Source organism: Geminocystis sp. NIES-3709 (genome assembly GCF_001548115.1).
Lineage (GTDB): Bacteria > Cyanobacteriota > Cyanobacteriia > Cyanobacteriales > Cyanobacteriaceae > Geminocystis.
This window is the reverse complement of the sequence record NZ_AP014821.1, coordinates 546,592-567,690: the sequence shown is the minus strand read 5'-3', so window position 1 is coordinate 567,690 and position 21,099 is coordinate 546,592. Positions and strand designations below refer to the sequence as shown.

At 31.9% G+C, this 21,099-nt stretch carries 17 protein-coding genes and 1 pseudogene; 9 read left to right on the top strand and 9 right to left on the bottom strand.

Features of this window, described 5'->3' with window-relative positions; translation table 11 throughout:
• Positions 1-9: 9 nt before the first annotated feature.
• Positions 10-723 carry a ribonuclease III gene (gene rnc, locus GM3709_RS02315; RefSeq protein WP_066115899.1) on the top strand — a complete coding sequence of 238 codons (714 nt, stop codon included), beginning with the start codon at positions 10-12 and terminating at the stop codon, positions 721-723.
• 52 nt (positions 724-775) lie between these two features.
• On the opposite strand, the gene GM3709_RS02310 is transcribed toward rnc, so the two are convergent.
• The gene (locus GM3709_RS02310; RefSeq protein ID WP_066115898.1) at positions 776-1,621 is read right to left on the bottom strand and encodes a GNAT family N-acetyltransferase; all 846 of its coding nucleotides are present in this window, start codon (positions 1,619-1,621) and stop codon (positions 776-778) included.
• A 311-nt stretch (positions 1,622-1,932) separates the two neighbouring features.
• On the opposite strand from GM3709_RS02310, the gene hflX reads away from it, so the two are divergent.
• Positions 1,933-3,609 carry a GTPase HflX gene (hflX, locus tag GM3709_RS02305; protein WP_066115896.1) on the top strand — a complete coding sequence of 559 codons (1,677 nt, stop codon included), beginning with the start codon at positions 1,933-1,935 and terminating at the stop codon, positions 3,607-3,609.
• Positions 3,610-3,762: 153 nt separating this feature from the next.
• Here hflX and GM3709_RS02300 read toward each other — a convergent pair whose 3' ends face one another.
• A complete protein-coding gene (locus GM3709_RS02300; protein WP_066115894.1) occupies positions 3,763-4,410 on the bottom strand; it encodes a hypothetical protein in 648 nt (215 codons plus the stop codon).
• A 259-nt stretch (positions 4,411-4,669) separates the two neighbouring features.
• Between GM3709_RS02300 and GM3709_RS02295 the strand changes: the two genes are divergently transcribed.
• Together GM3709_RS02295 and GM3709_RS02290 are read left to right on the top strand one after the other, a co-directional pair.
• The gene (locus GM3709_RS02295; protein ID WP_066115891.1) at positions 4,670-4,996 is read left to right on the top strand and encodes a hypothetical protein; all 327 of its coding nucleotides are present in this window, start codon (positions 4,670-4,672) and stop codon (positions 4,994-4,996) included.
• A 63-nt stretch (positions 4,997-5,059) separates the two neighbouring features.
• A pseudogene (locus GM3709_RS02290) lies at positions 5,060-5,743 on the top strand (IS5 family transposase); the annotation flags it as partial.
• On the opposite strand, the gene GM3709_RS18890 reads toward GM3709_RS02290, so the two are convergent.
• The 3 genes from GM3709_RS18890 to GM3709_RS02280 all read right to left on the bottom strand — a co-directional run bounded on the left by GM3709_RS18890 (position 5,706) and on the right by GM3709_RS02280 (position 8,368).
• On the bottom strand, positions 5,706-6,122 hold the full coding sequence (locus GM3709_RS18890; protein WP_071828000.1) for a GFA family protein: 417 nt from the start codon (positions 6,120-6,122) through the stop codon (positions 5,706-5,708). The pseudogene GM3709_RS02290 and the gene GM3709_RS18890 sit on opposite strands and share 38 nt — an antisense overlap.
• Before the next feature lie 223 nt (positions 6,123-6,345).
• Complete coding sequence (locus tag GM3709_RS02285) at positions 6,346-7,062, bottom strand: cupin domain-containing protein (protein WP_066115885.1); 717 nt, start codon at positions 7,060-7,062, stop codon at positions 6,346-6,348.
• A gap of 232 nt (positions 7,063-7,294) precedes the next feature.
• Positions 7,295-8,368 (bottom strand): glucose-1-phosphate thymidylyltransferase, encoded by a 1,074-nt coding sequence (locus GM3709_RS02280; protein WP_066115883.1) that lies wholly within the window; start codon positions 8,366-8,368, stop codon positions 7,295-7,297.
• A 191-nt stretch (positions 8,369-8,559) separates the two neighbouring features.
• On the opposite strand from GM3709_RS02280, the gene trpB reads away from it, so the two are divergent.
• The 5 genes from trpB (at position 8,560) to GM3709_RS02255 (ending at position 12,419) form a co-directional block, all read left to right on the top strand.
• On the top strand, positions 8,560-9,804 hold the full coding sequence (gene trpB, locus GM3709_RS02275) for a tryptophan synthase subunit beta (RefSeq protein WP_066115881.1): 1,245 nt from the start codon (positions 8,560-8,562) through the stop codon (positions 9,802-9,804).
• A gap of 182 nt (positions 9,805-9,986) precedes the next feature.
• Positions 9,987-10,691 (top strand): orotidine-5'-phosphate decarboxylase, encoded by a 705-nt coding sequence (gene pyrF, locus GM3709_RS02270; protein ID WP_082712926.1) that lies wholly within the window; start codon positions 9,987-9,989, stop codon positions 10,689-10,691.
• Positions 10,692-10,699: 8 nt separating this feature from the next.
• Positions 10,700-11,284: a hypothetical protein gene (locus GM3709_RS02265; RefSeq protein ID WP_066115877.1), complete on the top strand. Its 585-nt coding sequence runs from the start codon at positions 10,700-10,702 to the stop codon at positions 11,282-11,284.
• A 138-nt stretch (positions 11,285-11,422) separates the two neighbouring features.
• Entirely contained in the window at positions 11,423-11,926 is a 504-nt protein-coding gene (locus GM3709_RS02260; RefSeq protein WP_066115875.1) for a hypothetical protein, read from the top strand.
• Between the two features lie 175 nt (positions 11,927-12,101).
• Positions 12,102-12,419, top strand: coding sequence for a helix-turn-helix domain-containing protein (locus tag GM3709_RS02255; protein ID WP_066115874.1), 318 nt, complete (start codon positions 12,102-12,104; stop codon positions 12,417-12,419).
• On the opposite strand, the gene GM3709_RS02250 is transcribed toward GM3709_RS02255, so the two are convergent.
• From GM3709_RS02250 to gyrB, 4 genes are all read right to left on the bottom strand, one after another.
• Positions 12,420-12,767 carry a type II toxin-antitoxin system RelE/ParE family toxin gene (locus tag GM3709_RS02250; protein ID WP_066115873.1) on the bottom strand — a complete coding sequence of 116 codons (348 nt, stop codon included), beginning with the start codon at positions 12,765-12,767 and terminating at the stop codon, positions 12,420-12,422.
• Between the two features lie 317 nt (positions 12,768-13,084).
• Positions 13,085-16,039, bottom strand: coding sequence for a glycosyltransferase (locus GM3709_RS02245; protein WP_066115871.1), 2,955 nt, complete (start codon positions 16,037-16,039; stop codon positions 13,085-13,087).
• A gap of 264 nt (positions 16,040-16,303) precedes the next feature.
• Entirely contained in the window at positions 16,304-18,667 is a 2,364-nt protein-coding gene (locus GM3709_RS02240; protein ID WP_066115870.1) for a tetratricopeptide repeat protein, read from the bottom strand.
• A gap of 243 nt (positions 18,668-18,910) precedes the next feature.
• Positions 18,911-20,848, bottom strand: coding sequence for a DNA topoisomerase (ATP-hydrolyzing) subunit B (gene gyrB / locus GM3709_RS02235; protein WP_066115868.1), 1,938 nt, complete (start codon positions 20,846-20,848; stop codon positions 18,911-18,913).
• Positions 20,849-21,099 lie beyond the last annotated feature (251 nt).

Here is a 21,099-nt window from a genome sequence, read left to right as displayed (position 1 = left end):
ATTTATAGCATGGAGATAAAAGACACAAGAAGAACAAGAGAATTACTGAAACTATTACAGAGACTGGGAATAGAAGATGTATCGAGAATTGATTGGTCATTACTAGACTTAGCCTTAACTCATCCTAGTGTTTCTACTATTAACAACTACGAACAATTAGAATTTGTTGGGGATGCGGTGGTAAGGTTAGCTAGTGCTGAATTATTATTAGAAATATATCCTGATTTACCAGTGGGAGAATTTGCCGCCATTCGATCAATCTTAGTGAGTGATAAATTTCTAGCAGAAATAGCCGAAGAATACGGTTTCGATTTATACCTTTTGATGACACCTAGTGTTAGAAACGATAAATGGGGGAAAGTGTCTCGTTTAGCAGATGCTTTTGAGGGAGTATTAGGTGCATTGTATCAGAGTACTAAAAATATGGACTTAGTTAGATTTTGGCTTGATCCTATCTTACAGGAAAAAGCGGCTCAAGTACACGCCGATCCAGCACGACAAAATTATAAAGATGCTTTACAGGAATGGACTCAAGGAAAATATAAACTCCTACCTACCTATAAAGTTACCCAAAATACTATTTTAGAAGATGAAAACGATCGATTTATCGCAGAAGTGTGGTTAGAGGATAAACTCTTAGGTAAAGGAAAAGGTGCAACCAAAAAAGCCTCTCAACAAGCGGCGGCACAAGAAGCGTTTAACCTTGTTGTTAGTAAAAAGTAGTCAATAACACACATCGATCGATATGTTTGTATAAAAATATAACTTAAATAAGTTAACCTAATTCTAAACTTGTTACTGCAAAAATTTTATTAATTACCACATCAGGAAAATTTTTATTATACATTCTTGCCGCTTCAAAAACGGGATACATTTTATATTTTTCAACTAATTTTTGAGCTAATAAATTATGACTAGGAATATCGATAAATATAGGACAATCTTGTTTATCAGCCACTAAACCTTGATAAATAGTATCAGCAATATTAACATTATCTGCAAATAAAGCACCGATACGATAACCATTTGCACAAGGACGAATCACGCCATAACCTTGCAATTGTTCATTTTTTACTAAACCTAAAGCAATACTTTTTTCTTGTTTAATCCAATTAGTTAAAAACTTCTCTCTATTGGTTGGAAAACACTGCATATCATAGGTAATTAGTTCTTGAAAAGAAATACTATTTAATTCTACTAAATTATGAGATATATTGCTTCCTCCTATTCCTTGATAACGAACATGATTATAGGCCATTTTAAACCCAGATTTTCTATAGTTATTTTGTTGTGCTACTACTCCATCTAAGCCAATATTTCTTTCTCCTAAATATTCTAATCCTCGTCTCCATAATTGTATTCCAAAACCTTGGTTTCTAAACTCTGGTTTAACAATATAAAAGCCTAAAAAACCAAAAGTTAAATCATAAGCAACCGCAGAAATACATCCAATGGGTTCACCATTTAATTTACCTAAAAAAAAGCCTTTTGAATCAGTCTCATAATAAGTTTTTGCATCATATATACCCGGATTCCAACCTTCATTTTTTGCCCAACTTATCATTAATTCTAATTCTGATTCATCTTCGATCGAGCTTATTATAAAATTATTTTCTGTCATAGTTTTATTAAATTTATTAATTCATTAATTGTTTGAATTTATCATAGAAAATATTTTCAGTATTCTTTTTTCAATAAAAGTTTATAATAACATTGTATTGATTTTAACCTAAGAAGTATTTTTATTTAAGTTACTAATAATTGAATTAAATTTTTTCCCTCCCTTCTTCCCTTTTCCATTCCTATCTCCAGAAAAAGTTTCCCGTTCTGGGTTTTGATCTTATTTCTCCAATCTGTTTCTTAAGAGGTTATCAATAGAGAAGACAGGAGGAATAACTGATAAAATAATAAAGTCTTACCGATTATTTATGAATGACCACTGAAACAATTTACGGCAATTTACAAGGTTTAAAACCTAGTCAACTTAAACAACTACAAAAACTTTATCATCAACATATCAGAAACGATCGCTTAACCACTACAGAATTAGCTGAAAGAATTGCTGCTATTAGTACTGAACTTAAACAACCCGTGTGCGTCTATTTAAACCGTCGTGGCCAGGTAATTCGGGTGGGGGTTGGTACTCCCCGTCAAACTCAAATTCCTCCCCTCGAATTGCCCCGTTATGGTGTACAAAGGCTATCAGGTATTCGTTGTTTAGCGACATCTTTAAAACCTGTACCTCCTAGCGAGGCTTGTTTAACGGCAATGGCAAGGCAAAGATTAGATGCTCTGTTGATGTTTACCTTGACAGGAAACGGTGTTATCCGTAAAGGTGGGGGTGCTAGTGGTTTTATTGAGAATACTTACCTAGCCCATTTATTACCTATTCAAGAGAATGAAGCCTTTTGGGAAGTTTCACAACCACAGGATATAGAAGATATTGCCGAACAAGATTTTCTCGATTTAGTGGATAGTTTGGAGGCAGAATTTAGTCGAGAATTTGTTGCTCAAGAAGTTTCATCCGATGACGATCGAGTCTTATTAGTAGGGTTGATGACGGGTAATATGACGGAACAAAAATTTCGGGATAGTTTACAAGAATTGGCTTTACTGGTAGATAGTGCCGGGGGAAAGGTATTAGGTACTATCGAACAAAAACGCTCCTCACCCCATCCACAAACTTTAGTCGGTGCTGGAAAAGTGGAAGAAATTGCTTTACAAGTGCAGACTTTAGGTGCTAATTTAGTAGCATTCGATCGAGATTTGTCTCCTGCTCAAGTGCGTAATTTAGAGCTACAATTTGGTGTAAGAGTAGTCGATCGTACAGAGGTAATTTTAGATATATTTGCTCAACGAGCACAATCAGGTGCTGGTAAATTACAAGTAGAGTTAGCCCAATTAGAATATATGTTACCTCGTTTAACAGGTAGAGGTTTAGCGATGTCAAGATTAGGAGGAGGTATCGGTACAAGAGGGCCCGGTGAAACTAAATTAGAAACAGAAAGACGTGCTATTCAAAAAAGAATCACTAGACTTCAACAAGAAGTTAATCAGTTACAAAGTCATCGATCGAGATTAAGACATCAAAGACAACAACAGGAAATCCCCTCAGTGGCGATCGTAGGTTATACCAATGCGGGAAAATCTACTTTAATCAATGCCCTTACCAATGCAGAAGTTTACACCGCCGATCAACTTTTTGCAACCTTAGATCCTACCACAAGACGATTAACTATTACCGATAAAAATAGTGGTGAATCACGCACAATTTTATTGACAGACACTGTCGGCTTTATCCATGAATTACCCCCGTCTTTGGTGGATTCCTTCCGTGCTACCCTAGAGGAAGTAACAGAAGCAGATGCGATGTTGCATGTTGTGGATTTATCTCATCCTGCATGGGAAAGTCAGATCCAATCTGTCAAGGCAATTTTAGGAGATATGCCTTTAGCACCTACCATAGAATTAATTGTATTTAATAAAATCGATCGAGCTGATAGTGAACATTTAGAAATAGCTAAAAATAATTATCCTCAAGCAGTTTTTATTTCCGCATCTGAGCGTCTAGGTTTTGATACTCTGCGCAGTCGCTTAGTTAGTTTTTAATCGAACAAGTCAGAATGAGTGGCTGTTCTTTCAAAAATAATCATATTTTCTTCAGGATCCCTCATCTTGTCATTGCGAGGTAACGAAGCAATCTCTAAAACTCGAACTCTCTAAAAGACGATGCCAAAGGCAGGCTGCGCGATCGAACCCTTACTACCACACCCTTGGTTTAAACTTCTTATCATTTAAAATAACCACATTTTCCCCAGATTGAGCTAACACATATAAACCCTTACGATAAGCATAACTTCCAATATCATCAGGTACAATCATCCCTGCTACAGCACCCAATGCGTTTACATCTCGGTAACGGGGCATTAATTCTTTAAACTTACCTAATCTCTCTAAATGTTCATCCACATCGGCTTGAGAGAGTTTGCTTTTGACTTCCACTAAAATTGCTTCCGTTTCATTAACTACCAATAAATCAATCTGTAACCCACCAGTCGCCCTTTTTACCGATACATCAGGGAGAAACTCATGGACATCAATACCTCTTTCTTGAAATAGACGAACTACAGCAGGACGCACTTGCCATTCAACAAATTCTCCTAAACGATTACCTAATTTACCGATTTGCTCATCGGTTTTTTTACTTTGTTGTTTCAGTAGTCTTTCTGTTTCTCGAAAACGTCGATCAGTTTCGGCAAAACTGTCCTTAATTTCTTGAAAACGATGATCGGTTTCCTGAGCATTTTCTTTTAAAAGACGTTCAGTTTCCTGAAAACGACGATCGGTTTCTTTTTGAGCCTCAATTAACTCTTTTAATAATTGCCAAACTTCATCGGAGGTAGTTGTCATAATCTATTTGCCAAAAAAATACGGACACTTACATTATAACAATATCGAAACTCCCTAAAACTCGATCACTAAAAGTGGCACTGCGCGATCGAACCCTATTCAGTCATGGGGAGGCAACGAAGCAATCTGAAGTAATACTAAATGTAAACAAATAAAACAAATTATTACTATTTCGTGACCTGAACGACAAAGACTCATGGAATTTTTGAAAAAAAGTGTTAATGTTGTAACAATAAAATCTGAAATATATTGCTAAATCATGACTCCATTAAATCAAGCCCTCGCCGAAGCCGAATTACAATTACTCCAAGCCGTTCTTAATGACAGTCTCGAAGCAAATTTAATTACCGCTTTTGGAGATAATTACAACGTTACCATTGCTAATAATATTTTTTCAGAGTGGCGTAACGGAGACTTTAATAACTTACCGAAAATTAAAATATTATCCCCTACGGTGATGAATGGTGCTAACGGTGCATATAGTACCAGTAATAACACCATTTATTTATCATCTACTTTAGTAGAGCAAAAATCTATTACCGAGATTCGGGATGTCTTAATAGAAGAATATGGCTTTGTTGCATGAATCGCTTGTGGAGAGTATTTGAGATAAAATTAGGTATTGTTTTTCCATAGCCACCGTCAGAAGATGAAACAAAAATACCATCTAAGAAATTGGTCAGAATATGATCGAGGACTAAAACAAAGAGGAAGTCTGACATTTTGGCTTTCTGAAGAAGTCTTATCTAACTGGATTTTAACAGAAAAATCATGAACTAGAGGAGCTGATAATTATTTCTCAGATCAAGCAATATTAACTTTTGTGATGGTGAAGTCTTTATTTAGTTTAGCGGGGAGACAAACGGAAGGTTTTTTAGAATCATTATTTGTTCTCATGGGGATTGATTTGCCAGTGCCAGACCATACTACGGTGTTTCGTAGAGCGAAAAATCTCGATGTAGTTCTACCAGTGAACAAAAGGGATGAACCTCGTCATGTGGTAGTAGATTCCACAGGGGTAAAAGTTTATGGTGAAGGTGAATGGAAAACCAGACAACACGGTGTAAGTAAAAGAAGAACATGGCGTAAATTACATTTAGCCGTAGATGAAAAAACAGGTGAAATTTTAGTAGCAGAAGTAACGACAAATAATTGCCATGACGGCGATGTACTAGAAAGTTTATTAGAAGCGGTAGAAGGTGAGATTGAGCAAGTTTCAGGGGATGGGGCTTATGATCGCGCAGCGCCAGAGCTTCGCTCTGATCAAAGAAAATGTTATCGGGCGATCGCCATTATTAATCTGAGAGATTCTCTATTTGTGCAAATTTGGCAAATATCTCTGCTTGTGTCAAATTCACGGTTTTATTCGCAAATTCGTAGTAACTAGGTTTCATATCGATAAATATTTGCTCCTTGAATTCAAACTCAATGGTATCCTGAAAAAGACCTGCGGGGATAAAATATTCATTGGTTGGCAATAATTTATAGAAAATATGCGTACCACATTCACCACAAAAAGCTCTTTCTGCCCATTCGGAAGAATTATATACTTTTAGTTTATCAATACCGTCTATCTGCACATCTGTGCCGCAAGATATACCTAATGCGGGTCCTCCTCCCCATCGCCGACACATACCGCAATGACAAGCATCTATGGTCTTTTTATCGGGGGTTGTGACGGTTATTGCACCGCAAAGACATTTACCATTCATTCTTTTTTCCTCTATTTTCTTTCATTAATTGTTGTTTGACTTTGAAATATTACTTTTTATTGTATTGTAACATCAATAAAGTACTTAATTATTAGCACTGATGGATTAGTTTTTAGTCTTTTTTCCATTAAAGAATAGGCAATCAATTACTAATGTTGATCAGAAATTTAACTTAATAATAGCTAATTGCTGATTAAAAAATACTGATTATATTCCAAATACTTTATTTAGGTAATATAACGAGGGCATCTGGATTTTTTTCCACATTGGATAATTTCACTCCAATAATAGATTCCATCAATTTTGGATTTATATTCACGATCGAATCACTTAGTTCAAAAGTTTTAAATCCGGCAGGGAAAATTAAAAGAAAAGTTGCAGTTTCATCTCCAACAGTTTCAGACCAATGAGTCCAACCTTGAGGTACAAAACAAATCATACCGGGTTCCAATATTTCTTCGTAAACCTTTCCTTTATCATCAATTAAAACAGTTTTTGCCGAACCAGACATCAAAACTTGTTCTTCCCAAGTATCATGCCAATGAGGGGTACGAGATGCCCCAGATTTAATCTCAACACGAGCAGAATCATTTTCTGCAATCTTAAAGTTTTTCTTTCTGCAATAAGAAATTACACCGGCATTATAATTATAAACTTCAACCTGTCTCGGTTCACAAGCAAATTTAATTATTTCAGTAGAGTTACCAGAATCAGCCATAAGGTTTGATTGTTCCAAAATCCACTCATTATTTTTTCTGAAAACTTCAGATTTAGTCAAAAAATTAGGCACAACAATTTCAATTTGATCCGAGTTTTTTTGACTCAAAGTTAATGATTGATTTGGTTCTTGAGCATTTAATACACTGGCACGACCGAAGGAAAATAAAGCAATCCCAATTACCACACAACAGACATAAGTAAATAACTTTTTGATTTTCATAATTTCGATAAAAAATAATTAATTTTAGTCTCGATCGAAATTATATTTAATTTTCCAATAATTTTCACTTTAAATTTTGTAAAGACATCGTTTCTTTCTTTTTTATTTTCTAATACCAATTTTTATCTTATTTATTATAATGCTAAATAATTTTCAAAAATATAAATGTTTAATATTCAAATTGATTATAGATAATTACTAATTTTAATAATCATCAAAATATTATTATTAGCTAAATTAATTCAATTTGAGAATCATCTCCTATCATGAAACTTACTGCTTTTGGACGTTTTAAAGCAAGATGAATTTTTGTTCTTTGTCCAATCACGCTATCAACAATTCGCTGTTGAATACCTAAGACTTCGGCTGATTCTAAAATAACACTATGTTCTAAATCTGTTTCTGTTAATTTAACGTTATCTGCAATACTTGAATAAGGGCCAATAAAGCAATTTTCTAGGTAACAATTTTCTCCGATAATAACAGGCCCTCGAATAGTGGAGTTAATAATTCTTGTGTTTTTACCAATTTTTACTCTCCCAATTATTTGACTTTTTTCTTCGATCGAGCCTAAATTTTCAGCAGACAAATTAGTATCTAAAATTATTCGATTAGCTTCTAATAAATCATCTTTTTTTCCTGTATCTAACCACCAATTTTGTAACTTTCTAGCAGAAACTAATTTTTTAGATAGTAATAAAGATTGAATGGCATCAGTTATTTCTAATTCTCCTCTAGCAGAAGGTTTCAATGTCTCGATCGAGTTATGAATTTCAGGAGAGAAAAAATAAATACCAACTAAAGCTAAATTCGATTGAGGATATTTAGGTTTTTCTACTAATTCTAAAACCTCTCCATAATCATTAATTGTTGCCACACCAAAAGCAGAAGGATTAGAGACTTTTCTGAGCAGAATTAAAGCATCTAAATTTTTAGTAGTAAACTCATCCAAATATTGAGATAAATCATCAGCAATTAAATTATCTCCCAAATACATCACAAAAGAAGAATCACCCAGAAAAGGCCGAGCAATTTTGACAGCATGAGCTAAACCATCAGGGTTTTCTTGAAGAATATAGGTAATATTTGCACCAAAACGACTTCCATCACCTGTTTTCTTCTGAATTTCTCCTCCAGTTTCTGGACTGATAATAATACCAATATCATAAACTCCAGCATTAACTAAGGCTTCAATGCCGTACCAAAGAATAGGTTTATTTGCCACAGGTACTAATTGTTTTGCTCCAGTGTAGGTAAGAGGGCGTAAGCGAGTACCTTTTCCTCCGGATAGAATTAATGCTTTCACAAATAATAACCTATTTTTTCTAGGATGATTAATAATTTTTTATTAGATTTAAGATTCACTTAGATTAATCCATTTCGCCCTTCTTATCAAGTAGCTTTTTTTTGACTTATCTTTAATAAGTAAACTTACATGATAACTAGCTTAACTCAGCTAAAATAGTAACAGAATAAATAAATTAAATCTTAAAAATTGTGACTGTTACACCCATTAAAACTACTTCTAAATTTACTCAAGTACCTGATAACTTCGGACGCTTTGGACAATACGGCGGTAAATATGTTCCTGAAACTTTGATGCCTGCATTAAGTGAACTAGAAACCGCTTATCATCAGTATAAAAACGATCGAGATTTTCAACAAGAATTAAATCAGTTACTTAAAGATTATGTTGGTAGAGCAAATCCCCTATATTTTGCTGAAAGATTAACTAAACATTACGCAAAATCAGACGGTACAGGTGCGCAAATATACTTAAAAAGAGAAGATTTAAACCACACAGGAGCGCATAAAATTAACAACGCATTAGGGCAGGTTTTACTCGCTGTGCGTATGGGGAAAAAACGAATTATTGCTGAAACAGGAGCCGGACAACATGGAGTTGCTACCGCTACCGTATGCGCTCGTTTTGGTTTAGATTGTGTAATATATATGGGCGTAGAAGACATGGAACGCCAAAAGCTAAATGTTTTCAGAATGCGACTATTAGGAGCAAAAGTTGAACCTGTATCTGCTGGAACTGGTACACTCAAAGATGCTACATCAGAAGCCATTCGAGATTGGGTAACAAATGTTGAGAGTACTCATTATATCTTAGGTTCTGTTGCAGGCCCTCATCCTTATCCCATGATGGTAAGAGATTTTCATGGGGTAATAGGCAAAGAAACCCGTAGCCAATGTTTAGAAAAATGGGGCGGTTTACCCGATATTTTACTCGCTTGTGTGGGCGGTGGTTCAAATGCTATGGGCTTATTCTATGAGTTTGTAGGGGATGCTTCCGTACGTTTGATAGGTGTGGAAGCTGAAGGAAGTGGTATTGCTTCGGGAAAACACGCTGCTACTTTAACTCAAGGCAAACCCGGTGTTTTACACGGTGCTATGAGTTATTTACTTCAGGATACCGAAGGACAAGTTACAGAAGCTCATTCTATCAGTGCGGGGTTAGATTATCCGGGAGTAGGACCAGAACATAGTTACTTAAAAGATGAGGGGAGAGGAGAATATTATAGTGTTACTGATGATGAGGCTTTAGAGGCTTTTCAGTTAGTATGTAAATTAGAAGGTATTATTCCAGCTTTAGAAACTGCCCATGCTTTTGCTTATTTGAAGAAACTTTGTCCTAATCTTGAAGGTAGCCCTCGTATTGTCATTAATTGTTCTGGACGAGGTGACAAAGATGTGCAAACGGTGGCGAAACATATTGAGGGTATTGATTTGTAATAAGTAATAAGTAATAAGTAATAAGTAATAAGTACGAACTGAGTTAATGTTTTTGATAAAGATTTATAAAATATAGCATTCCTAAATTATTTGTGAACAATCAAAAATTATCAAAAATCAGCCCAAATCCTTTTTACCAATGACAAAATCTTTACATTTTTTTTACAACTTAAATAATATAGATCATGAATCAAGATAAAATAATTGTTCCTCTCGATGTTCCTGATTTAAAAAGTGCGATCGAGCTTGTAAAATTATTACCAGAAGTCAGTTTTTGGAAAGTTGGCTTAGAACTTTTTGTCGCTACAGGAGCGGATATACTTAAATTCCTGAAAGATAAAAATAAGCGTATTTTTCTTGATCTTAAATTCCACGACATCCCCAATACTGTTAAAAATGCTACACGATCGGCTTTACAACATCAAGTTGACTTATTAACAATTCATGCTATGGCTGGTAGAGAAGCCTTAACGGCCGCTAAAGAAGTGGTTAAAAATAGTGGTGACGATCGTCTCAAATTGTTAGCCATTACCGTTTTAACAAGCATTAATAGCCGTCAATTGGCTTTTGACCTCAAAATTCCCCTAGAATTACCCGAATACGCTTTAAACAACGCTATGATGGCTAAAGAGTGTGGCATTGATGGAGGAGTATGTTCTCCTCATGAAGTACAAAAGCTAAAAGAAGTATGTGGGAAAGATTTCTTATTAGTATGTCCTGGAGTTCGCCCTGTATGGGCTACAGCAGAAGATCAACAAAGGATTATGACTCCAAAACAAGCATTACAAAAAGGTGCCGATTATCTTGTTATCGGGCGCCCTATCACAAAAGCAGAACATCCTCAAATAGCATGGTCTAAAATTGTGGAAGAAGTAGAATTATCTTAAGAATAACCATGAAAATAGACATTTATTTAACCAGATATTTATTATTAATATTTACCTTATTTAATAATTTATTTATCTGGTGTAATTATCCAAACATTGCTTTAGCTGAGACAGTAATTAATAAAAAAAAATGTGATTATAATTTAGATGATTTATCAAAGTTATTAGTTAAAGATATTCCTGATTATGCTAACCGAGTTATTCAAAGAAGTCGTATTCATTCTCATCCTTTAGACTTTTTTCCTATTTATGTTATAACGGCTGGAAACACTGAATTACAATCTTTACCTCTTGCTCAAAATCAATATAAAACTACTTTAAAGTCTTCTTCAGAAGATGATATTAAACAAGTTTTTTTCACTACTTTAGAAAGACAGTATTCTAGTAACGATCTAATTATTGAAACTCAAAATTTTCATTGGTTAATGGTAACAGAAACTCCTAAAGGTTGGCAAATGATTATGTTGTTAACAAAATTAGGTTATCCTGATGATTTAAACAATCAAAACTTTATTTCTTCTCCTCCCCGTGATAGTAGTGAGGGAATAATTGGGCAAAGTGTTAAACTTTGGTTGAGAGATTGTCAAAGTTAGGGAGAAAATTTTTATAAGTAAAAATACTTATTTTTGTTGCTTAAATAAACTTAATAAAAACCTGTTAAAATACTTAATAGAGAAAAAGAAAATAATAAGTTATTCTAAATAGTATAAGTATGAAAAGGTACTAATATTATGAATACTATTTCTCACTCAAATCATAGAGAACATAAAGAAATAAATTGGTCTGCTATTATTTTATTTGCATTAGGATTTTGGCTTAGTGGTAGTTTACTACTAGATTTTGTATTAATTCCAGCCCTTTCTGTTAGTGGAATGATGACGGAAGGCGGTTTTGCTAGTGCTGGATTTTTAATTTTTGGGGTGTTTAATCGCATAGAATTAATTTGCGCATCTTTGGTTTTAACTACTGCATTTGTCTTTTCTGTTAACCATAATTTTGACAAACAAAAACAAGGTTTGTTTATAATCTTCTCTAGTTTATTATTTTTAATTGCTTTAGCTTACACTTATTTATTTATTCCTAATTTAAGTGCATGGGGATTATGTTTAAATCAATTTAATCCTAGTTTAACAATGCCATCTGCAATGATTTCATGGCATGAAGGTTACTGGGTTTTAGAGGCTTTAAAATATGGTTTAGGAATCACTTTATTACGTTGGAGTTATACTAAGTAAGGGAATAATTGAAATTTAGTGAAGGTAGACAAAAGGCAAAAGTTATTTTGGCTTATCAAAGTATGATACTGACGAAAATGTGATAATAATTTAAACGGTATCAGTTCAGTATCATTGACATTAATATATAAAATTTTGTATAGTCAGTATATAAAAAGTATTTAAAGTAAAAATCATGGCACTAAAATTTTATGAAACTCCTTTTCATGTGACACAAAGCCCTGAAATTGCTAGTAAAAATGCTTTGAAAACAGATTTAACTATTATGATTAGAGATATTATTGAACAAGAAGGTTGGACTCAAATAGAAGCAGCTCAAAGACTAGAATTAACTCAACCTCGTATCTCAGATTTAATTAATGGAAAAATTGATAAATTTACTTTAGATATGCTTTTTTTAGTCTTAGATAAACTTGGTTTTAGAGCAAATTTTACTTTTACAAATATTAATCAAGCTTCAATTTTAATAGAAAAAATGCCAATAACAGCATAATTAATTATTCTTTTTTATTTTGGATATTTCTACTTGTAACTCTTTATACCTTTGTGTTAAAGTTTTCATCGCTTGTTTATCTACTTGATTCGTTGTTTTTTTAAAAGAATGTAAAACAATAACAGTATTCATAAATTTAGCAATATAAACACACCTAAATGCAGGACTGCCATTGATTTTCAGTTCAATAACACCAACCCCAATACTTTTTAGTGGGGTTATATGTAAAAATGGTTTCTTATTCTCTTGTATTGCTTTTAAACTTACTCCGAAATCCTGTTGAATCTCTTTTGGTAGTTCCTTATATTCTCTTTCCGCTGCATCATTAATAAAAGCAAATTTTTTCATTTTTACTATTAAATTTATAATGTATTATTTAATAATAATAACACTGATGAAACATTTTTTTTATAAGTAAAAACTTAAGGAAAAGATATATCAATTGAGACATTATTATTATTGTTATAAATAGAAGACAAAAAACCTTAGCATTAATTAGAAAGTTTTTAAATGAAACGGAATTTTACGTTATTCTGAGAAGGAAAATAATAATATAAAAATGAAGATGCCAGTACTTAAAACAACTCTAATTAATATAAGTAATTGCCAAAAAGAAATTTTGGAGAAAAATGAATAAAAATCTAAAGTAGCAACTTTACCGATTCTCACCATAATAAAGAGTGTTGTTGATAGCGGTTATCATAAAAAATTTGATAGTTAGGGTTAAAGTTATTTATCTCTAAATTTTGGGCAATTTTTTGGTGATGATAAGAAATTTTTTCTGTTAATTTTTTGGTTTGCCATAGTTGCCACAAAATCAATCTCTCATCTTGACAGTATTCTAAATTTTGATAAGCATTACGAATTTTTCCGACTCCTTCAGCGAATTGTAAGAAGGTAGATTGAGGAAAATTTTCGTCTAACCACAATATTAGTTGATAAGCTAAATCAAAGTCAGTACTATTATTATTTAAAAAAGTTTTACGATAATTTAGACAATGTAATAATAATTTTTCCGCCTTGGAAGGATTTTGATTCTCGAAAGCGTATTTTATTCCTCCTAAACTGCGATAAATATACCATGCTTTTATATCTTCTATTTCAGCTAAAGGACTTTGAGTAGTACGATCGTCTGGATAATTCCAAAAAATACCCCAAACATTTTCCACTAATTCACAATTGATATAGGGTAAGACTCTATTTTTAAACTCCGTATCACCGGCACCTCGAAATGTCTCATCATAAAAGCCGAAACGGAAATGTAGATTACGGCGATATAATCCTCCAACATAGGTTAAATAACAGGTATCCAGATAAACTAAATCTTGGTTAAAATTCCTGCGGTTATATGTCATCAAATCTTTTTGCCAGTTACCTTTTTCGTCAACTTCTGTAACTAAGCTATTACCAACAACCCAATCTAGGTTATCATTTCGATCGAGTTTATCAGCTAAAATCTCTAAACCATCAGCAGTTATCATTTCATCGACTCCTAAAAAGGTGATATAAGGAGACTGAGATAATAAAATACCTCGATTCCATGCACTTTGGATAGTTTCTCTTTCTTCACTTCTAGCGTAAAGAATAGGTAAGTTTAGAGTTGGTAACAGTTGTTGAAAAACTTGATATTCTTGTTGGGGTGAACCACTATCAATTAAGATTATTTCAGCATCTTGTTTTAGTAAAATAGTTTGTTGGGCTAAAATTGACAGAAAGTGCTTTAGTTTATTTTCTGCATTGTATAACGAAACCACGATCGAAACTCGATAATTTTTTTTCTGACGATAATCTTTAATAAATTCATAAGATTTTTCTTGATAGTTAAGAAGACTTTGATAATTATTTAAAAGATATTCATAAGCTAATTGAGGAGAATTTTTAGCAGGAGAGTATAATAACTTTAAGAGAAATGCTTCCTTATCAAAATTATTATTAACTAAAATATTTGTGACAGTTTCCAGTTGATTAAATTTATCTTGATTTAAAAGACGAATAATTCTGATTTCATAACTAGCAGATAATAAATTATTTTCCCTTATTTTTTCAAGTCTTGCAATTTCTTGCCAAATTTTTAGACGATTTACATAATAACCGCTTTTTAGTTTATTAACTTTTTTTTGAGAAGATAACTTAAGGGGATGACTTAAGTTTTTTAACTTATTAATTTTGTCATCAATCTCTTTCCCTGAAGTATATGAAAGATTCAATACTCTCTCATATTCAGCCGAAAAGAAGACACTCTTAATTAATTGATTGGTTACAATATTTTTTCTCTCATTAACTTTGATTTTTGTCTCATTAACTTGATTTTTTACTAGATTAACTATTGGATTAACCCTTTTTTTCGTTATTTCAATGAGTTGTGATTTTCCCCAATACTGTTTTTTTTGACAATGATTAATTAATTCTTTATACCATTGATGAGCTTTTTTTCTTGTTTCTTCTTCAAAATTGCTAGATTGTTTATAAATATCAACTAAATTTAATTCTTTTCGATCGAGTTTACATGAAAAAGAAGTTATTTTTTCCTGCAAATTAAGACGATATTCATGATAATTATTTAACAATTCAGTAATTTGAGGCAAAGAAGAATAGAAATTATCAATGTCTAATTTAATGAAAGGTATGTGAGAAAAATTATCTTCTAGGAAACGACATACTCCGGCATTTTGGCTAATAATAGTGGGGCAACCACTAAATAAAGACTCTAAAGCGACTAAATTTAAAGTATCAAATCGAGAAGGCAAAATCGTTACTGAATTAAGAGCAAATTTTTCTTGTAATGCGTAGCGAGTCACAGCAGGTAATATATTTATTGAACTAAAACGCAAAGCTAACATTTGTTGCAAATAAAATTCCCCTGTTTTTCCATCTAAGGTTTCGGGATTACTGCCAATGATATTCCCTTCACTATAGAGATTTTTAGGTAAAAAACTGACTAAATTAATAAAAATATCGACTCCTTTTCCTTTTTCTTTTCTGCCAATAAAATTTAAACTAGGTTTCGTTTTTGATGGTTGATAATTGAGTTTTGGAGTTAAATCAAGAAAATGTAACGGATGATAATAATAGTTAGGAATATCATTAATTTTTTGCCACCATTCGAGATAATTTTTACTGATACCATAACGAATATCAGCAATTTTGTATTGTAAATTTTCGACAAATTCCAAGTTATTAATATATTCTTTATTTATTTCCCAATCATGAAGTAAACTCTGAGAAACAATACCATGTAAGGAAATTACTATTTTGCTAAATTTGACTTGATGATAACTCAAAGCAGAAGCTAAAAAAAGTCCGAATTGTTCATAATCGGGATAGTCGATTATATCAAAATCAAAACCTTTAACTGAATAACTAATATTACTAGCTATCAAAAAAGGACGATACATTTTTTCTAAGGGTAAACTTGTAGATAAGTCTTGTAAATCTGACTTTATATATTGTTGTTTATAGGGTAAAACTTTAGCATTTTTAGGACGAAAATTATTAGATTTTTCTTCCACTATTAAATAGTAAAAATCTATGTTTGGATTTGTTTCAATAAGACGGCGATAAAATGTTTGTCCTCCTCCAATTTTGTGAAAGACATCAAATTCAGCAATTAAAACTCTCATAAAAAAAGACAGTTTATATGATTAGTATATTTGTTGATATTATTATATCCCTAATCTAGTAATCTATTGAGTAGTTCTAAATTAATTAAGTTGTCAAAAAAAGCAATGAAGTTTTTTGAAATAAAATTATGTATATTATATTTTAATATCTTTTTTATATATAGCAATTCCCGTTTTAGTAAGGTACAAAGATTGTCTTTGAAAGGCAATAGGCAATAAAAAATGTACCTCATAATTGTAAAAAATGCTATAAATTATTCATGTTTATATAATTATATTATGATAAAAGTTTTCTAAGGCTTTAATTGGTGTTAAATCATCATATACTAACCTAATATTTTGTTTAATTTTATTAACAATACTTTCTCTAAATTTACTATTTATTCCTAATTCGATCGCTATTTTTAAATAATCTTGTTCATTTTTAGCAATAGTATCAATAACTTGAATCATTTTTAAAATTCCTTCTGATTGTCGAGTACGAAAAAAATCACCAGAATATGTAACCACTGGTAAAAAAGATTCCAAAGCATCTAAAGTTGAATTAAAACCCGTGAAACCAATTGTATCTAAAAAAATATCACAACTGGTAAACAATTGCCAATAATCTTCCGAATTATTAATAGTGGGTAAAAAAATACAATAATTTTGCCAATTAAGTCCATATTTAGTAAAATTTTTTTTAATTCTTCTCCATAATTCATTTGTAATTTGTTCATTATTTTGATTCACTTTAGGATGAATAAATACAAATTGACAATCATTTATATTCATAGCAATTTCAGGATAAATATAATCATATTGAGGTAAATATTTAGATGGAAACTGAGATGTTATATATATAATATTATTGTCTTTTAGATAAAATTTTGATCTATCTTTATTAACTTTTGGAATATCTTTTTGTGCATAAACTATGCTTAAATTAGATAACTTTATCAAGGTTTCCGAGTAATGATTTTCCGCTTTTTCTTTTTCTATTAATTCACTAGAAATAAAATAATCGATCGTCGGTATTCCTGATGTGATAGGGTGTAGCCAAGTGGTACATTGAATTTTAGCTAACCTCAATCCAGCTAACTGCGACATTCTCGGATACATACTCAAGTCTAAAAAAACTAAAATATCTAAGTCATTTTCTCTTATTTGTTGGGCAATATTTTCCGTACTAAGACGATCGCTAAAATGATAAAATTTTGTTGAATGTTGTTTAAACTCTAAAGTAATTTTATCTTCTAAAAAGTCTCCTAGATAATAACAATAAACATCAAAACTTTCTTTATTATGATACTTTATCCATCCTAAAGATAACTTTCCTACCACATGAGATCTTAAACAATAAGAAATATAACCTACTTTTATTTTACCGTCATTTAAAGTTAATTTATTTTTGATAGGTTGGCAATATTGAGGATAATTTGCCTTCATTACCTCATGAATAAAATTACCATATAAAGACTGCAAATATAAATCATTTTGAGCTTGATAATTCAAATGATAATTAGTATATAAATCAATAATTTTTAATGCAGATTTTTTATTGCTTTCTGAAGTTACTGTTAAGGCAGTAGATATTTTTTCTAAAAAATAAGTGACATTATTTCGATAATAATTAATATCTGATTCTTGTTGATATATATAGGGTAATATTGAATAAAAAACTAAGTTTATTAATAAATTATTAGGGAAAAATTTACTATTATCTTTTGCAAATTTAATAGCCTCTTGAATATAATTAAATGAACGAATATTGTTAACTATCCAAAAATAAATTTCCTCATCATTATTTAATATAATTGCCTGTTGATAATTGCCTAAACTTTCATCAATTTTACCTTGTTTTAAGTATAAGTTGCCTAAATTTATATAAGTTCCATAATTTTTATTATCTATTTTGATCGCTAATTTATAACATTTTTCTGCTTCTTTAAGTTGATTATTTTCAATGAATATATTACCAAGGTTATTATAACTATCTATATGATTTGGATTCAAATTAATAGCTTTTTGATAAAAGAGGATCGCATCTTGACTATAATTAGTTTTTTCTAAAAAAATTCCAGCGTAAAAATAATAAAGAAAATTACTCGGATCTAAATTTATAGCGTTAATAATTGCTTGATAACCTTGTTGATATTCTAATAATTCATAATAAACTAAAGCTAAATTATGCCATATTAAAGCATTATTCGTTTCAAATTGAATAATCAATTGATATTTAGTTTTAGCGGGATTAAATAGGTGATTTTTAGTTAAATTAATTGCTTCATTTATCCATTGATTAATAATTCGACTAAATTCTAAAGATAAAGTAATATAATTTGGTTCAATTTCTTGTATTTTATGATAGATTTTAATAGCATTATTAATCTTATTTTCTTCTAATTGATAAACCCCATAATTATCTAAAAATAAAACTAAATTATTACTAATATCTGCAATATTTTCTACATTATCAAAGATTACTGACATCCAAATATTTTCTGCAGAAGATTCCTTTCCCATTAACAGATAAATTAGTCCTAAATACCAATAATAATCTAAATTATTTGGATTATTTTTGATCAAGTTTTCGCAGAAAACTAAGGCATTATCATAATCATCAATTAATAAATATTGTTTAATCATATTTGTTAATTTTATGCACATCCTTCGTTTTTCTCTCTGAAAAATTTATATTCACCTTAGTTAGCCACAAGAAAGTGGACAAATAGTAAGCTAAAAATAATCACAAAATTTTAATTACTATATTGCCCTATGTCTAATTTAGATGAATTATTCTGCCATGTCGATGATTGGACTCAAAAATTTGAGGGAATTTACTGTATCTATCTAAGAAAAATAAGGTATAAAACCCTTACTAAGAGATAATTAAACATCTAACTGTGTTAAGTTTAAACGAGGGCCATGAGTTTCGATAAACTCTCGTCGTGGTGCAACTCGATCGCCCATTAATACAGTAAAGATATGATCAGCTTGAGCTGCGTCTTCAATTTCTACTCGTTTCATCATACGAGTTTCAGGATTCATCGTTGTATCCCAAAGTTGTTGAGGCATCATTTCCCCTAAACCTTTAAAACGTTGAATATTATAGTTAGCATTAGCGGGAAACTCAGCAATTTTTTGTTGTAATTCTCGATCGCTATAACAATAAAAATGATTTTTTCCTCTTTCTAACTTATATAAAGGAGGACAAGCAATATAAATATAACCTTCCTCTACTAATTGTCTTTGATAACGATAGAAAAATGTTAATAATAAAGTACGAATATGTGCGCCATCGACATCAGCATCCGTCATAATTACGATGTGATGATAACGTAATTGCGTTGGATCAAATTCATCCCCTCGAATGCCCAAACCTAAAGCAGTAATTAAGGATTGAATTTCATTATTTTTATAAATTTTGGCATCATCAGTTTTTTCGATATTTAAGATTTTACCTCGCAACGGTAGAATTGCCTGAAAACGTCGATCGCGTCCTTGTTTAGCACTACCTCCTGCACTATCTCCTTCTACAAGAAATATCTCTGATTCAGACGGATCACGAGAACTACAATCTGCTAACTTACCCGGTAAGGGTGAAGATTCTAACACAGATTTACGTCGAACTAACTCTCTTGCACGTCTAGCCGCATCAGCCGCTTTGAAGGCTTGAATGGCTTTATCAATAACACTATCTGCTACTGATGGATTACACTCTAAATAATCGTTTAAAACTTCTCCCACAAGAGAATCAACAATTCCCCTAACTTCCGAGTTACCTAACTTTGTCTTTGTTTGTCCTTCAAATTCAGGATCTGGTACTTTCACGGAGATAACTGCCGTTAAACCTTCCCTGACGTTTTCACCACCTAAATTTGGCTCATTTTCCTTGATTTTATTCCTTTTACGTGCAACATTGTTAACAGTACGGGTTAAAACAGCTTTTAAACCTTCTAAATGAGTACCGCCGTCGATAGTCCGAATATTGTTAGCAAATCCCAAAATCGTGTCGCTATAGGAATCAATACACCACTGAAAAGCAACCTCTACTTGTACCCCGTTTTTTTCCCCTTCCACATAGATAATATCTTGGTGTAAAACCTCTTTTTCTCTTGTCATGTAGGTAACATACTCTTTAATACCACCTTCATAACAATAAGTTTCGATGTGTTCAGGTACAATACGGCGATCGCTAAAAGTAATCTTAACCCCCGCATTCAGATAAGCTAATTCTCGGAGTCTGCCGGAAAGGGTATTATAATCAAACTCAGTGGTTTCGGTAAAAATTTGATTATCAGGTAAAAAACTAATAGATGTACCTGTAGAATGTTCAGTATCAGGTTGTGCGATTAATTCTGTAATTGGTACTCCTCTTTCATAGCGTTGAGTAAATACTTGATTTTGTCGCCAAACGGTAACTTGTACCCATTCAGAAAGAGCATTAACAACGGAAATACCAACCCCATGTAATCCCCCCGAGACTTTATAACCACCGCCTCCAAATTTCCCCCCTGCATGAAGTACAGTCATAACTGTCTCTAGTGCCGACTTTTTTGTGGTAGGATGTACATCTGTAGGTATCCCTCTACCATCATCTGTGACACTAACAGAACCATCAGAGTTAATTTCTACTTCAATATGAGTACAGTGACCTGCTAAAGCCTCATCGATCGAGTTATCAACTACTTCATAAACTAAATGATGTAAACCTCTAGGGCCTGTTGTTCCAATGTACATACCCGGACGCTTTCTAACAGGTTCTAATCCTTCAAGAACTTGAATCTGTTCTGCACCGTAGTTTGTAGTCTGGTTCTCTGTAATCATATAATATTCCTCTATTTAGGGCTTTTTTTAGAGTTTTTTCTCTTTGAATGATATTTTTATCAAAAACTTTTATTTATAACAGTTTAGCATTATTTAAACTGTGACTCAAGTAATATTTAAAAAGAGATGGAAGATAACTAGAATCTCGTCAAAAAGTTTTTTATTCGTCAAAGTAAAATTTCCTGACAATATTTAGACAAAATCTAATTCTGTTCTGGTTGAATCGATTTTCAGGTAAGATTTGACTATTG

What these genes read in the sequence shown, in the direction of transcription:
- GM3709_RS02255 (WP_066115874.1), top strand. Translation starts at nt 12,102, where the DNA reads ATGGCACTAAAATTTTATGAAACTCCTTTTCATGTGACACAAAGCCCT.
- GM3709_RS02265 (WP_066115877.1), top strand. Translation starts at nt 10,700, where the DNA reads ATGAAAATAGACATTTATTTAACCAGATATTTATTATTAATATTTACC.
- rnc (WP_066115899.1), top strand. Translation starts at nt 10, where the DNA reads ATGGAGATAAAAGACACAAGAAGAACAAGAGAATTACTGAAACTATTA.
- GM3709_RS02300 (WP_066115894.1), bottom strand. Translation starts at nt 4,410, where the DNA reads ATGACAACTACCTCCGATGAAGTTTGGCAATTATTAAAAGAGTTAATT.
- GM3709_RS02260 (WP_066115875.1), top strand. Translation starts at nt 11,423, where the DNA reads ATGAATACTATTTCTCACTCAAATCATAGAGAACATAAAGAAATAAAT.
- GM3709_RS02310 (WP_066115898.1), bottom strand. Translation starts at nt 1,621, where the DNA reads ATGACAGAAAATAATTTTATAATAAGCTCGATCGAAGATGAATCAGAA.
- gyrB (WP_066115868.1), bottom strand. Translation starts at nt 20,848, where the DNA reads ATGATTACAGAGAACCAGACTACAAACTACGGTGCAGAACAGATTCAA.
- GM3709_RS02285 (WP_066115885.1), bottom strand. Translation starts at nt 7,062, where the DNA reads ATGAAAATCAAAAAGTTATTTACTTATGTCTGTTGTGTGGTAATTGGG.
- GM3709_RS02250 (WP_066115873.1), bottom strand. Translation starts at nt 12,767, where the DNA reads ATGAAAAAATTTGCTTTTATTAATGATGCAGCGGAAAGAGAATATAAG.
- GM3709_RS02295 (WP_066115891.1), top strand. Translation starts at nt 4,670, where the DNA reads ATGACTCCATTAAATCAAGCCCTCGCCGAAGCCGAATTACAATTACTC.
- GM3709_RS02245 (WP_066115871.1), bottom strand. Translation starts at nt 16,039, where the DNA reads ATGAGAGTTTTAATTGCTGAATTTGATGTCTTTCACAAAATTGGAGGA.
- hflX (WP_066115896.1), top strand. Translation starts at nt 1,933, where the DNA reads ATGACCACTGAAACAATTTACGGCAATTTACAAGGTTTAAAACCTAGT.
- GM3709_RS18890 (WP_071828000.1), bottom strand. Translation starts at nt 6,122, where the DNA reads ATGAATGGTAAATGTCTTTGCGGTGCAATAACCGTCACAACCCCCGAT.
- GM3709_RS02240 (WP_066115870.1), bottom strand. Translation starts at nt 18,667, where the DNA reads ATGATTAAACAATATTTATTAATTGATGATTATGATAATGCCTTAGTT.